Below are 13,558 nucleotides of genomic sequence, written 5' to 3'. Positions count from 1 at the left end.
TTGCGTTCCTTTGCCGCGCGGGCTTGGTTTAAGACCTAGTGGATGGGATAATATGTTTCAAGACAAGTCGTCCGCAACCGTTCAGCCGCCTGGACTTCTGTGATCTGGTCAGCGCATTCATATTTTTGCGAACACCTGCAGCAAGAAATTTGACCAACTCGACTTGGTCCAGTAAGCGCCAGTTCAAATTCAACTGATCGTTGCGACCTCATCCTGTTTCAAGCCATAGAGGATTATTACCAATGCCTAAAGTTTCGACTGTTTCATTAAATGATCAAGGTTTCGCAAGTGCGGCTAAGCAGCACTGGAATCTTGGCGCACCCGCACTGGTTGAAGCCGCCGTTTCTCGCGGTGAAGGACATTTGGCCAAAGACGGACCTCTGGTTGTGGAAACCGGTAAACACACCGGTCGTTCCGCCAATGACAAGTTCATGGTCCGTGATGCCGAAACCGAAAATAGTGTCTGGTGGGGCAAAACCAATGTTGCGATGACCCCGGAGCATTTTGCTGCGCTGAAGGAAGATTTCATCGCTGCTCTCGCCGAGAAAGATACGTTGTTCGTTCAGGATTTATTCGGCGGTTCGCAACCGGAGCACCGGGTCAATGTCCGTGTTATCAACGAACTGGCCTGGCACAATCTGTTCATCCGGACGATGCTCGTAAGGCCTGATGCCGATGAGCTTGCGTCCTTTGTACCGGAATATACAATCATCGATCTGCCCAGCTTCAAAGCTGATCCCGAACGCCATGGCACGCGCAGTGAAACCGTAATTGCGGTGAACCTGACGGAGAAGCTGATATTGATCGGCGGAACGGCTTATGCAGGTGAAATGAAGAAATCCGTGTTCGGCTTGCTCAATTATCTGCTGCCGCTCGATTCGGTGATGCCGATGCATTGCTCGGCCAATATCGGTCCCGAGGGTGATACAGCGATTTTCTTCGGCCTGTCGGGAACCGGCAAGACGACCTTGTCGGCAGACGCAAGCCGCGTTTTGATTGGCGATGATGAGCATGGCTGGTCCGATACCGCGGTGTTCAATTTCGAAGGTGGCTGTTACGCCAAGATGATCCGTCTTTCCGAAGAAGCCGAACCGGAAATTTACGCAACGACGCGCCGTTTTGGCACCGTCCTTGAAAATGTCGTGATGGATCCGGATAGCCGCGAGTTGGACCTCGACGATAGCAGTAAGGCGGAAAATACCCGCGGAGCCTATCCGATCGATTTCATCCCCAACGCATCCGAAAAGAATATGGGGCCGGTGCCCAAAAACGTCATCATGCTGACCGCTGACGCGTTCGGTGTTTTGCCTCCCATCTCCCGGCTGACACCGGAACAGGCCATGTATCATTTCCTCTCCGGCTATACCGCCAAGGTAGCCGGCACGGAAATCGGTGTGACCGAGCCGGAAGCAACCTTCTCTACCTGTTTTGGCGCGCCATTCATGCCGCGGCATCCGTCGGTTTACGGCAATCTCCTCAAAGAGCGGATCGCCAAGGGCGGCGTGCGGTGCTGGCTGGTGAACACGGGCTGGACTGGCGGGAAATATGGCGAAGGCAACCGGATGCCGATCAAGGCAACCCGGGCGTTGCTGAACGCAGCGCTGGACGGCAGTCTGAACGACGGTGAGTTCCGGATTGATGACAATTTCGGCTTCGAAGTGCCGGTGTCGGTTCCAGGTGTTGACAGCGCGATCCTCAATCCCCGTTCGACCTGGTCCGATCCAAGTGCTTATGATGAAACGGCGCAAAAGCTGGTCAAATTGTTCGTCGACAATTTTGAGCAATTTGCTGACCATGTAGACCAGAATGTCCGGCAAGCGGCCCCGACGGCCGCTTAGTCTATCGGATTATGTCGGTACCTGATGGGACTTGTCCGAGCGGTTTTCGATTGTGATGTCGACACGTGCATGATCATCACTGGGTGAAAATATCAATATTTCGCCCGCGATCATGCCTCGCGCCTGCGAAGGGACCTCTATTTTGCCGTGGCTGGCAATATCATCGATGATGCGGACCATCCGTTTTGCTACACCGGACACGCTATAATCTGGAGGTGCGGACAGCCGGATTTCCTGTCCGGAAAAATAGTCCAGTCCCCGGGTTTCAAAATAGCCATTGCCGACTTCCGAAAAAGCAATCTGGAACAAGATCGGCAATGGCCCGCCCGCCAGATATTCGCTCACCGTTTCCACAAAATAGGAAAAACCGGAGAGTGTGGATGATGGCACCCATGCTGCCGAGGTTGCATTGAGGTTTATTCCGATCCATTTGCCAAGCATGAGCATCCGTCGATTAATTTCCGGCAGATGCATGGCGTTGCTCAGAATATCTCCGGGGGCGATTCCGATAGCCGAATCGTTCGGGGATGGCAGATCCGCAAATAATCGTTCGAACCTTTCCGGCGCGCATCGTTGGCGGGTTTCCGACGCGGTAGAGCGAGAGAGCAGGAACGGCATGCCATCTACAATGATTTCGAGCATTTCCAGTTGATCAAATTTGGCGCTATTGATCGATATTTGCTCACCTGCTGCTTTTGATTGAAGCAAATCCTGCCAGTCACCCCCGTCCGCTATGGGAGCGATGATTAGCAGGAGAGGTTCTGGATTCACGTAACGGTTTCCATTATTCGGTCATCTTGCCCGTATGTTCTTAATATGTTCTAGTGAATGATGAACAAAAAGACAATCCCGTTTGAGGACGGACGGAATCGTAATCAGATCGAGAATGGAAAGTTCGGGCTGTCGGTGCCCATTGTCATCCAAACAATAGATTGCCTGTCTGACGAAGCAGCCTTAAAACCTCGTCATGTCTGATTTGATATTATCGGTATTGATGCTGGCCGGAACCGCGCTTTTTGCCGGAGGTGTGTTTGTCCTGCGCAAGGGCGTCAACAAACGTCAAGGCTGGCTGATGCTCGTCGCTGCCATCGTCATGTTCGCTAATGTGGCCATCATGATGGTGCCGACGCCGGAACGCAATCTGCCGGTGTCGACGCACGCCGTCGACTAGGCATTGCCTTATTTGATCGGCGAGTCGGGTGCGAGCCGCATATCGAGATAATTGTCGACTGAACCCATCAGCAAATCCATTTCATTTTCGTAAAAATGGTTGGCGCGCGGAATTTCGTCGTGATGGATCGTGATATGTTTTTGCGTTCGCAGCTTATCGACCAGTTTCTGGACCGCACTGGGTGTGACCACTTCGTCGTTTACACCCTGAATGATGATACCCGAAGACGGGCAAGGGGCCAGAAAGTTGAAATCATACATATTCGCAGGTGGGGACACGGAAATGAAACCGCGAATTTCGGGACGTCGCATCAGCAATTGCATCCCGATCCACGCGCCAAAGCTGTAGCCGGCAATCCAGGTCGTCTGTGCTTCGGGGTGGAAACTTTGCACCCAGTCGAGAGCCGACGCGGCATCCGACAATTCGCCAATGCCGTTGTCAAAGGTGCCCTGCGACCGGCCAACGCCGCGGAAATTGAACCGCAGAGTCGCGAAACCGCGTTTGACGAATGTCTTGTACATCGCCTGGGTGATCCGATCATTCATGGTGCCACCAGCTTGCGGGTGGGGATGCAAGATCATTGCAACCGGTGCACGGTCACGTGGTCCAGGGCTAAAGCGGCCTTCGAGGCGGCCTTCGGGTCCGGTAAAAATTACGTCAGGCATGAATTTTCGATTCTTTGGTCTAGATTGTCGTTTCCGTTGCGCAAGAAGTCAGAATAGCTTTTGCGCTGGATGCAGCGTCTATATAGGGAGAGTGAACAAATCCGCAACTCAATCCCGCAAGCCAGAGAGTTTTTGCCAATATCGTGACCGAATCCAAACGCATATATCTTGATTATGCCGCTACAGCGCCGATGCTGGATGTAGCTAAAAAGGCTTGCGCGGAAGGTTTCGAACATTGGGCAAATCCATCTTCACCGCATGGCGACGGTCGCGCCGCCCAATCGATGCTGGAAAACGCCCGGCGCAGATTCAAGGCGGCACTGGATTGGGATGGCGATGTCATTTTTACCAGCGGGGCGAGCGAGGCGATCCAGCTTGCGCTGACGAAGTCCAAGCCAGCCAGCCAGTTTATTTCGCCGGTAGAGCATGACGTGGTGCTGAGGTTCGGGCAAAATGCAAAGTCGATACCGGTCGATATGAACGGTATGGTTGTACCGATGAACCTCAATCATCTGCTGAAAGGGGTTGAGACTCCGGCACTCGTGGCGATACAATCGGTCAACAATGAAACGGGCGTGATTCAGGACCTGAATGCGCTGGCGAAAGTCGTGCACGACCGGGGCAGCTATCTGCTCGCCGATTGTTCCCAATCGATCAGTAAAATGCCGCTGCCGGACGCCGATCTGATCGTCGTTGCGGGGCATAAATTCGGCGGACCTCCCGGGGTTGGCGCGCTTCTGGTCAAGGACCTCAGGCTGCTGCAGGCTGTCGGTGGGCAAGAGCAGGGCTATCGGTCAGGGACCCAGAATCTGCCCTATATCATGGGTATGACCGCCGCGTTGGAAGCTCCTGCAAACTGGGCCGGGCGCGCGATGGAATTGCGACAGCATCTGGATGATGCGATCCGGAAAGAAGGTGGCGCGGTGATCGCGGAAAAAGCCCCGCGGATCGCCACGATTGCCAGTTACCACATGCCCGGTGTTGCCGCGAATACGCAGTTGATCAAGTTTGATATGGCCGGATTTTCTGTTTCCGCCGGAAGCGCCTGTTCCTCGGGAACGCTCAAGACGAGTCATGTGCTCGACGCGATGGGCATAGATCCGCAAATTGCAAAAGAGGTGATCCGTGTCAGTATCGGGCGGGATACGAGTCGGACGCATATCTATGCCTTCATCGACAAATGGAAGTCGATATTCGCGGAATCCAGACGAAGCTGAGCTGGATCAATGAGCATCATCTATCTGGACAATCAGGCAACCACGCCGCTCGCTCCCGAGGCCCTTGATGCAATGTTGCCATGGCTGAAAGAGAATTTCGGCAATCCGCACAGTTCCCATGTAATGGGGCGTCAGGCTGCTGCTGCGGTGGAAGTGGCGCGTGAGCAGGTTGCCGCCATGCTGCCCGGTGGAGGACGGGTGATTTTTACCGGCAGCGCGACCGAAGCGATCAATATGGCTCTCGGTGCGGTAAAATCGATGTTCGGGCAGGGACGGGAGAAGATTGCCGTTGTTGATACCGAACATGCAGCAGTGCGCGACACCGCATTGTGGTATGGTCGCCAAGGTTACGAAACGACACTGCTGCCTGTGGATCCGCAAGGGCTGGTTAAAATGGAAGATATGGAAGCATATCTCAGCCCGAAAACCGCGCTTGTTGGAGCGATGTTGGTCAATAACGAGATTGGTGTCATTCAGCCGGTCGGAAAAATTGCGGAACGGGCGCATCGCTCTGGCGCGCTGATGCTTTGTGATGCGGTGCAGGGGTTTGGACGGATAGACGTACCCGAACAGCCGGATATGATCGCTCTTTCGGGACATAAGATTTACGGCCCGAAAGGCATTGGCGCGCTCTGGGTTCGGGACGACATTGACGTGCCACCACTAATTCATGGTGGCGGACAGGAGCAGGGCATTCGATCGGGTACGCTGTCTCCTGCATTGTGCATCGGACTCGGAGCAGCTGCAAAAATTTGTGAAGAACGCCGGGTGGCGGATATGGCCCATATCATCACTCTCGCCGAAACAGCCCATCGTCTGTTTGGCGACTGGACGGTGAACGGATCGCTCGATCAGCGCTATCCTGGCAATCTCAATATCCGCCGCGACGGACTGGATGTCGGTCGCCTGATGTCGGATGTGCGTGGTGTGGCTTTTTCTGCCGGATCAGCCTGTGCCAGCGGCTCGGGACGCCCGAGCCATGTGTTGGCGGCACTCGGCCTGACACCGGTTCAGATCAAATCCTCTATTCGTCTGGGTTTTGGGCGCTACAACAGTGTAGAAGAGGTCGAACAGGCAGCGCACCTGATCAATGAAGCGGCGGAGAAACAGCTATCGTGAAAAAAATCATGGTCCATTTTGTCGGGTCGGATGGTAAAATCGTTTCGGCCGAAGCATCCGAAGGCGATAATCTGCTCACCGTTGCGCAAATTCATGATCAGCCGCTTGAAGGAACTTGTGAAGGGCAAATGGCCTGCTCGACCTGCCATGTGATTGTCAAGGCTACAGATTTTGACAAATTGCCTGCCGCGACCGAGATGGAAGAGGATATGCTGGATCTCGCCGCGGGTGCGCGTCGAACCAGCCGTCTCGCCTGCCAGATTATTCTGACGCCGGACCTCGATGGCCTGACCGTTCATATCCCTCAGGAAAGTCGTAATATGCAGGTTCTCTAGGGATCAGCCGGTGGTTATCTAACGGCTTGCATTTTTACTGGACTGCCACCATATGCGCAGCGGGAGTCGGGTGGACGCAGTCGTCGCCAACCCGGTCAGGTCCGGAAGGAAGCAGCCGTAACGATTTTTCTGCGGGTCGCCCGGCTCCTACTTTAATGCGCCCCGATGAACTGATGGTCGCCGAAAACTTTAAACCCATCAAAAATCAGCGGTTCGGTGAATTTTTTCCCTATTTTCGGTCAGACTTGAAAATGAGGCTTAATAGCCTTCGACAAGCCGATGGCTCTCGCCTAAACTCATCCTGCATGTCCGATTCACAAGATATATTTGCTGCTGGCGGCGTCGAGGCCCCGGACCAATTGGCGCCCGGTGCGGCGCAGCCCTATCGCGTATTGGCGCGCAAATACCGTCCATCGAAATTTTCCGAACTGATCGGGCAGGACGCGATGGTCCAGACGCTCGGCAATGCGATCAAGCGGGATCGCCTTGCCCACGCATTCCTGATGACCGGCGTCCGGGGTGTGGGCAAGACATCAACCGCCAGGCTGATTGCCAAGGCCCTAAACTGCATTGGCGAAGACGGGCAGGGCGGACCGACGATCGATCCTTGCGGGCAGTGCGAACCGTGCCGCAGCATTGCCGAGGGCAGCTTTATCGATGTGATCGAAATGGATGCCGCCAGCCATACCGGCGTCGATGACGTCCGCGAAATTATCGAAGCGGTGCGCTATTCATCGGTTTCGGCGCGCTATAAAATCTACATCATCGACGAAGTACACATGTTGTCGAAAAATGCCTTCAATGCGTTGCTCAAGACGCTTGAAGAGCCACCAGCGCATGTGAAGTTTATTTTCGCGACCACCGAAGTCCACAAGGTACCGATCACCGTTCTGTCTCGCTGTCAGCGTTTTGACCTGAAACGGATCAGCGCCGATCAACTCTCGGCACATTTCGGGATGATTGTTGGCAAGGAAGGGGTGACCGCTGAGCAGGAAGCGCTCGATTTGATCGCTCAGGCCGCAGAGGGGTCCGTTCGCGACGGTCTTTCAATTCTCGACCAGGCGATTGCCCATGCCGATATGGATGGCGACGGCGAGGTCAAGGCAGCGCAGATCAGGGATATGCTTGGCCTGTCTGATCGCGGTGCAGTCCGCCGGCTTTTTGCAAAATTGCTGGAAGGCGATTCTGCGGAGCTTCTGGACGCTATTGCCGAACAATATAGAATCGGTGTGGAGCCGTTGTCGCTTATCAACGGGCTGCTTTCATTGTCGCATCAGGTCACTTTGTTCAAGGTCGGTCGTGCCAGCGATCCGACTCTGTCAAACAGCGCCAAACAACAGTTTTCCGATTGGGCAGAGCAGCTTTCCTATCCGGTTTTGCATCGGCTTTGGCAACTCTTGCTCAAAGGCTATCAGGAAGTCCAACAAGCGCACCTGCCGCGGGAAGCCTGTGAAATGGCGCTACTCCGGGTGCTCTGTGCCGCCGATATGCCGGATCCGGGGAAGCTCGCGAAAATGCTGGAGCAGGGGGCGACGGCGACTGCCAGCGCACCGCAAGCCCCACAGGCAGTACCGCCTCCGCCGATGGCCGCGCCTGTCGCGCAGATAAACCCTGCTCCAACTGCTGTTTCAGCACCGGTTTCCTCTCAAGAACCCCGAGCCAGTGCGCTTCCCGACCAGTTTTCCGACGTCGTCAAAGCGGTTGGTCGGGTTTCCGCTGTCCTGGAGAGCATATTGATTGCCGACATGCGTCTGATATCGCTTGATCCACCTAATGTCGTTTATCAGCCGGTCCGTGCGATTGCCGATGCCGATATCCGAAAGATCACCGATGCGCTGCGTCAGGAAACGGGACAGGACTGGAAGTTCACCGAAGGGCAGGGCGAGGCGCAGCCGAGCCTTGTCGAACAGGAAGAGCAGATCAGAAACGCGGAGCGTCAGGCGATATTGGACGCCCCGATGGTGAAGGCTGCGTTTGAAGCCTTTCCCGATGCCATTTTGCTGGAGGATGAAGATCCTCGCCCACAAGAATCAAGGAGCGCATAGCGATGAAATCGATGGAAGAAATGATGAAAGCCGCGCAGGAAGCGGCGCAACAGGTCCAGACCCAGATGGAAGAGGCGCAAAAGAAGCTCGATAGCCTTGAAGTTGAAGGGCAGGCCGGGGGCGGGCTGGTAAAGGTCAAGGCAACCGCCAAAGGCAGAGTCCTTTCGGTGGCAATAGATGACAGTCTGATGAAGGTCGAAGAAAAGCAGATGCTTGAGGACCTCGTCGCTGCCGCATTCAACGATGCCCGTAATCGCGCTGATACGGTAAGCAGCGAGGAAATGGGAAAAATGACCAGCGGTATGCAGTTACCCCCAGGTTTTAAACTGCCGTTTTAGGCCGGTGATCCATTCCAGCGCATTCCGCTTGAAGTGTCTCCAGCAGGCACCATATAGTGAACAGAAGCGCTGTTGCAGCGCAACATGTTGGAGTAAAAATGTCCGAGTCTGAAGTAAATCCTACGCCTGAATCCAAGGCCCTGCCGCTGTTGCCACTACGCGACATTGTGGTGTTTCCGAATATGATCGTGCCGCTGTTTGTCGGTCGTGACAAATCGGTCGTCGCACTGGAAAAAGCGATGGATGCGGACAAGGAAATCTTCCTTGTCGCGCAGCTTGATCCGGCAGAGGATGATCCTGTGCGCGATCAACTCTATGATCTTGGTGTCGTGGCAACGGTGCTGCAACTGTTGAAACTGCCCGACGGCACCGTCCGCGTTCTGGTTGAAGGTAAACAGCGCGCAAGGCATCTGTCTCTCGATGAAAAGTCCGACGGCTATGTATTGGCCGAAGTGGAATTGCTCGAAGAGCAGGTCGCCGAAGGTGCGCAAGCATCTGCTCTGATGCGCTCGGTGGTCGACCAGTTTGAAAATTATTCCAAGCTCAACAAGAAAATGCCCGCTGAAACGGTGGTCCAACTGGGTGAGATCGACGATGCTGCCCGCCTTGCCGATGCGGTGGCTGCCAATATCAATGTGAAGGTTTCTGACAAGCAGAGCCTGTTGATGGAGAGCGATCCCGTCAAACGGCTCGAAATGGTTTTTGCCTTCATGGAAGGCGAACTGGGCGTGTTGCAGGTCGAGAAGAAAATCCGCGGTCGGGTGAAGCGCCAGATGGAAAAGACCCAGCGCGAATATTATCTCAACGAGCAGATGAAGGCGATCCAGAAGGAACTGGGTGACGGCGAAGATGGCGAAGGCGATGAACTCGCCGAGCTTGGCAAGAAAATCAAGGAAATGAAGCTTTCCAAGGAAGCAAAAGCCAAGGCAGGCGCTGAGCTGAAAAAGCTTAAGGGCATGCAGCCGATGTCCGCAGAGGCAACGGTCACGCGGAACTATCTCGACGTGCTGCTCGGCTTGCCATGGGGCAAGAAATCGCGTCTCAAGAAAGATCTGAAACAGGCTGAAAAGGTGCTGGATGATGACCATTTCGCGCTCGAAAAGGTCAAGGAACGCATTCTGGAATATCTTGCGGTGCAGACCCGCACGAACAAGCTGAAAGGTCCGATCCTTTGCCTCGTGGGTCCTCCGGGCGTCGGAAAGACGTCGCTTGGACGCTCGATTGCGCGGGCGACCGGTCGTGAATTTGTTCGTCAGTCCCTCGGCGGCGTGCGTGACGAAGCGGAAATCCGCGGTCATCGCCGGACCTATATTGGGTCCTTGCCGGGCAAGATTGTCTCCAATCTGAAGAAGGCCGGCACGTCCAATCCCTTGTTCCTGCTTGATGAGATCGACAAATTGGGACAGGATTTCCGCGGCGACCCGGCATCGGCGCTGCTCGAAGTGCTTGACCCGGAACAGAATGACAAATTCCAGGATCATTATCTTGAGGTCGACATTGATCTGTCGGACGTGATGTTCGTGACAACCGCGAACTCGCTCAATCTGCCACAGCCCTTGCTCGACCGGATGGAGATCATCCGTCTGGAAGGCTATACCGAAGATGAAAAGGTCGAGATTGCCAAACGCCATCTGCTCGAAAAGCAGATCGAGGCGCATGGTCTGAAAAAGGGCGAGTTCGTCCTGCGCGAAGATGCCCTCCGCGATCTGATCCGCTATTATACCCGCGAAGCCGGTGTCCGGACATTGGAGCGTGAAATTGCCAAGCTGGCGCGCAAGGCGCTTCGCCGCATATTGGAAGGGGAATATGAAAGCGTGGAGATCACGCCGGACAATCTTGCTGAATATGCCGGCGTCAGAAAATATCGCCATGGTGTGGGTGAGGAAGAAAATCAGGTTGGCGCCGTTACCGGCCTTGCCTGGACCGAAGTCGGCGGTGAACTGCTGACGATTGAATCCGTCACCGTGTCCGGAAAGGGGCAGATCAAGACCACCGGTACGCTGGGCGACGTGATGAATGAATCGATCCAGACCGCTCTCTCCTTCGTGAAGGCGCGTGCACCATCCTACGGAATCAAGCCGAGTTTCTTCAGCCGCAAGGATATCCACATCCATCTACCCGAAGGTGCGGTGCCGAAAGACGGTCCGTCTGCGGGAGTCGGGATCGTCACGGCGATCGTTTCCACGTTGACGGGAATTCCCGTGCGCCGTGATGTTGCGATGACCGGCGAGGTGACCCTGCGCGGTCGGATATTGCCGATTGGTGGCCTGAAGGAAAAACTGCTGGCGGCATTGCGGGGTGGCATCACCACCGTGCTGATCCCGGCCGACAATGAAAAGGATCTGGTCGAGATACCGGACAATATCACGTCGCAGCTGAAGATCATTCCCCTGAAACATGTCGACGAAGTGCTCGCCGAAGCGCTTGCCGAGAAGGTGGAGCCGATTGAATGGAGTGATGCCGATGAACTGGCCAGTCACGCCACGGCACCGGTAACCGACGATGCAGGGTCCTCAGCGCGGCATTAAGCGATTCTGATGACCGAGTCGCTGTTGGGAAATAGCGGCCAAATTCAGCGGGAAACTCTTCAGAATGACCGGCGCTTTGCAACCGAACCGGTCATTTGGCTTGTTTTGTCGCAAAAAATGGGGGTCTGGCGCAGAAAACAGCGGTTTTACTTTGACTCACCCGGATAATTTCGCATTACTGCGGCCAGACAAAGCTGCGATTCAATAGAATTGCCACCAGAGAAGGGGGGATACCCATAATGAATAAACAGGATCTTATCAGTAACGTTGCGGACCAGAGCGGCCTCAGCAAGAGCGATGCCGGCAAAGCGGTAGATGCCGTGTTTGATTCCATCACCAGTGCATTGTCCAGCGGCGGCGAAGTCCGTCTTGTTGGCTTCGGTACATTCTCAACTTCAAAGCGTAAAGCTTCTACCGGTCGTAATCCACGTACCGGTGAACCAATGCAGATCCCTGCATCGACACAAGCAAAATTCAAAGCCGGCAAGGGCTTGAAAGACGCCGTAAACTAAAAATAAAGCCGGGGGGCAGAGTTTCGCCCCTCATTTTTTCGCGCTTTGTTCTGGAAAAATCAGGCGGGACCTCGAAAAGAGGCCCGCCTTTTTCTATGGGTGCGTGCCGCGCGCTCGGCTTGTAATCCATTCTTTGCTGCGTATATCCAGGATATCGCAAATTCAAAGAATGGGGAGCTGTCAATGGCAGGCGGTTGGGCGCGTGATGGCGCAGTTCAGGATCAGATTGACGATACGATCGCCGACGCGGTGCAACGCGCGAGAGCCGATATGCCGTCGGGGGAAGCCGCGCAATATTGCGCAGAATGCGGTGAAGAAATTCCGGAAGCCCGCCGCCGCGCTTTGCCGGGGATCCGGACCTGTGTGCTATGCCAGTCGGCTCGCGATGCGGACCGGGCCAATGTCGGGATTAACCGGCGGGGAAGCAAAGACAGTCAGCTCCGCTAGAGGCGGTTACGAGCGCTGATCTGGACATGTCAGGTACGACTTGGCATCCGGGACTTATCCGGAAACCATCCGGTGGAGGGTTTCTTTTACGGAAAAATGGTAGACGCTGAGGGGTTCGAACCCACGACCCGCTGATTAAGAGTCAGCTGCTCTACCAACTGAGCTAAGCGTCCACTAGAAGGCGTATATAGGGTCGGATTCTACGAACGCAACATATTGGTGTGAAAAATCATCCAAACGCGCCCCGTTCGCGACCGGGATGGCGGTCGATCGACATCAATATGCCGACGCAGATCATGATCGTCATCATCGATGAACCGCCATGACTGAGAAAAGGCAGGGGAATGCCGACGACCGGCGCCAGGCCCATCACCATCATCAGATTGATCGCAACATAGAAGAAAATCGTCACTGTCAGTCCAGCCGCCGTCAGCTGGGAGAAGCGGGTCTTCGCTTTCATAGCGACGCCCAGCCCCCAGCGAAACAGCAGGAAGAAGCAGAACAGGATCACTATACCCCCGAACAGGCCCCATTCCTCGGCCATGGTCGCAAAGACGAAATCGGTGTGGCCTTCGGGCAGATAATCAAGATGGCTTTGGGTGCCGTTCAAAAATCCTTTGCCGAACAGGCCACCGGATCCGATCGCGATCTTCGACTGGCTGATATGATATCCTGATCCCAGCGGATCATTTTCCGGATTGAGAAAAGTGGTGACCCGGCGTTGCTGATATTCTTCCAGTCCGAAAAAATAGGCAATTGGTGCCAGGATAGCGATTGCAGCGGCACCACCGATGAATAGCCGCAGCGGTAGTCCGGCCAGAAACGCGACCGTCAGCGCACCGGCAAACACGGTTATTGTAGTGCCGAGATCGGGCTGGAGCAGTATCAGTGCACAGGGGAGCGCCAGCAGGGCAAATAACGGCCAGATGGCACCCCAGGTCCGTATCTGGCTGGGGGGAAGCAGATCATAGAATCGGGCGACCGCCAATATGATTGCGACCTTCATTATTTCCGATGGCTGCAGCCTGATGAAACCGAGGTTGAGCCATCTCTGGCTGCCGCCGCCAACCGCTCCGATCAGCTCCACGCCGAGCAACATGATGACGATGACAATATAAGCCGGGAAGGCCATTGTCTTCCAGAAGGATTCGTTGAAGCGCGACATCACCACCGCCATCGCCAGGAAGATCACGAACCGGCCCATGTGAAGGCCCGCCCAGGGCGTCAGGCTGCCTCCTGCGGCCGAATAAAGGACGATGAAGCCGAAGCTGGCCATGACGAACAGAAGCAGGATGGTTTTCCAAGGTAGCTGCGCAATCGGCGCTGGAATGAAATCACTCAAT

13 protein-coding genes, 1 tRNA gene and 1 other RNA gene are annotated in these 13,558 nt (G+C 55.0%); 11 read left to right on the top strand and 4 right to left on the bottom strand.

The window, feature by feature from the left end; all coding sequences use genetic code 11:
* Window positions 1-242 precede the first annotated feature (242 nt).
* The gene (locus ACN0VD_RS11080) at window positions 243-1,838 is read left to right on the top strand and encodes a phosphoenolpyruvate carboxykinase (RefSeq protein WP_417594191.1); all 1,596 of its coding nucleotides are present in this window, start codon (window positions 243-245) and stop codon (window positions 1,836-1,838) included.
* Between the two features lie 9 nt (window positions 1,839-1,847).
* On the opposite strand, the gene ACN0VD_RS11075 is transcribed toward ACN0VD_RS11080, so the two are convergent.
* Window positions 1,848-2,609 carry a hypothetical protein gene (locus ACN0VD_RS11075; protein WP_417594189.1) on the bottom strand — a complete coding sequence of 254 codons (762 nt, stop codon included), beginning with the start codon at window positions 2,607-2,609 and terminating at the stop codon, window positions 1,848-1,850.
* Window positions 2,610-2,805: 196 nt separating this feature from the next.
* On the opposite strand from ACN0VD_RS11075, the gene ACN0VD_RS11070 reads away from it, so the two are divergent.
* The gene (locus ACN0VD_RS11070) at window positions 2,806-3,009 is read left to right on the top strand and encodes a hypothetical protein (protein ID WP_417594187.1); all 204 of its coding nucleotides are present in this window, start codon (window positions 2,806-2,808) and stop codon (window positions 3,007-3,009) included.
* Between the two features lie 8 nt (window positions 3,010-3,017).
* On the opposite strand, the gene ACN0VD_RS11065 is transcribed toward ACN0VD_RS11070, so the two are convergent.
* Window positions 3,018-3,674: an alpha/beta hydrolase gene (locus ACN0VD_RS11065; protein ID WP_417594185.1), complete on the bottom strand. Its 657-nt coding sequence runs from the start codon at window positions 3,672-3,674 to the stop codon at window positions 3,018-3,020.
* 143 nt (window positions 3,675-3,817) lie between these two features.
* Between ACN0VD_RS11065 and ACN0VD_RS11060 the strand changes: the two genes are divergently transcribed.
* The 9 genes from ACN0VD_RS11060 (at window position 3,818) to ACN0VD_RS11020 (ending at window position 12,215) form a co-directional block, all read left to right on the top strand.
* Window positions 3,818-4,891, top strand: a complete 1,074-nt coding sequence (locus tag ACN0VD_RS11060) for a cysteine desulfurase family protein (RefSeq protein WP_417594183.1) — start codon at window positions 3,818-3,820, stop codon at window positions 4,889-4,891.
* Window positions 4,892-4,900: 9 nt separating this feature from the next.
* Window positions 4,901-6,010: a cysteine desulfurase family protein gene (locus ACN0VD_RS11055; protein ID WP_417594181.1), complete on the top strand. Its 1,110-nt coding sequence runs from the start codon at window positions 4,901-4,903 to the stop codon at window positions 6,008-6,010.
* A gap of 8 nt (window positions 6,011-6,018) precedes the next feature.
* Window positions 6,019-6,345 (top strand): 2Fe-2S iron-sulfur cluster-binding protein, encoded by a 327-nt coding sequence (locus ACN0VD_RS11050; protein WP_417594309.1) that lies wholly within the window; start codon window positions 6,019-6,021, stop codon window positions 6,343-6,345.
* Window positions 6,346-6,404: 59 nt separating this feature from the next.
* Window positions 6,405-6,499: signal recognition particle sRNA small type (ffs, locus tag ACN0VD_RS11045), an RNA gene on the top strand.
* A gap of 151 nt (window positions 6,500-6,650) precedes the next feature.
* Window positions 6,651-8,390 carry a DNA polymerase III subunit gamma/tau gene (locus ACN0VD_RS11040; protein WP_417594179.1) on the top strand — a complete coding sequence of 580 codons (1,740 nt, stop codon included), beginning with the start codon at window positions 6,651-6,653 and terminating at the stop codon, window positions 8,388-8,390.
* 2 nt (window positions 8,391-8,392) lie between these two features.
* Window positions 8,393-8,728 (top strand): YbaB/EbfC family nucleoid-associated protein, encoded by a 336-nt coding sequence (locus tag ACN0VD_RS11035; RefSeq protein WP_417594177.1) that lies wholly within the window; start codon window positions 8,393-8,395, stop codon window positions 8,726-8,728.
* Between the two features lie 98 nt (window positions 8,729-8,826).
* Complete coding sequence (lon, locus tag ACN0VD_RS11030) at window positions 8,827-11,256, top strand: endopeptidase La (protein WP_417594175.1); 2,430 nt, start codon at window positions 8,827-8,829, stop codon at window positions 11,254-11,256.
* A gap of 239 nt (window positions 11,257-11,495) precedes the next feature.
* The gene (locus ACN0VD_RS11025; RefSeq protein WP_417594173.1) at window positions 11,496-11,768 is read left to right on the top strand and encodes an HU family DNA-binding protein; all 273 of its coding nucleotides are present in this window, start codon (window positions 11,496-11,498) and stop codon (window positions 11,766-11,768) included.
* 183 nt (window positions 11,769-11,951) lie between these two features.
* Window positions 11,952-12,215 (top strand): DksA/TraR family C4-type zinc finger protein, encoded by a 264-nt coding sequence (locus ACN0VD_RS11020; RefSeq protein ID WP_417594171.1) that lies wholly within the window; start codon window positions 11,952-11,954, stop codon window positions 12,213-12,215.
* Between the two features lie 97 nt (window positions 12,216-12,312).
* Here ACN0VD_RS11020 and ACN0VD_RS11015 read toward each other — a convergent pair.
* Window positions 12,313-12,388 (bottom strand) — tRNA-Lys (locus tag ACN0VD_RS11015).
* A gap of 56 nt (window positions 12,389-12,444) precedes the next feature.
* Window positions 12,445-13,557: a rod shape-determining protein RodA gene (gene rodA / locus ACN0VD_RS11010; protein WP_417594169.1), complete on the bottom strand. Its 1,113-nt coding sequence runs from the start codon at window positions 13,555-13,557 to the stop codon at window positions 12,445-12,447.
* Between the last annotated feature and the right edge of the window lies 1 nt (window position 13,558).

Source organism: Parasphingorhabdus sp. (genome assembly GCF_048267785.1).
Classification (GTDB): Bacteria; Pseudomonadota; Alphaproteobacteria; order Sphingomonadales; family Sphingomonadaceae; genus Parasphingorhabdus.
The sequence above is the reverse complement of the archived record's forward strand: the minus strand, read 5'-3'. Positions and strand labels throughout refer to the sequence as shown.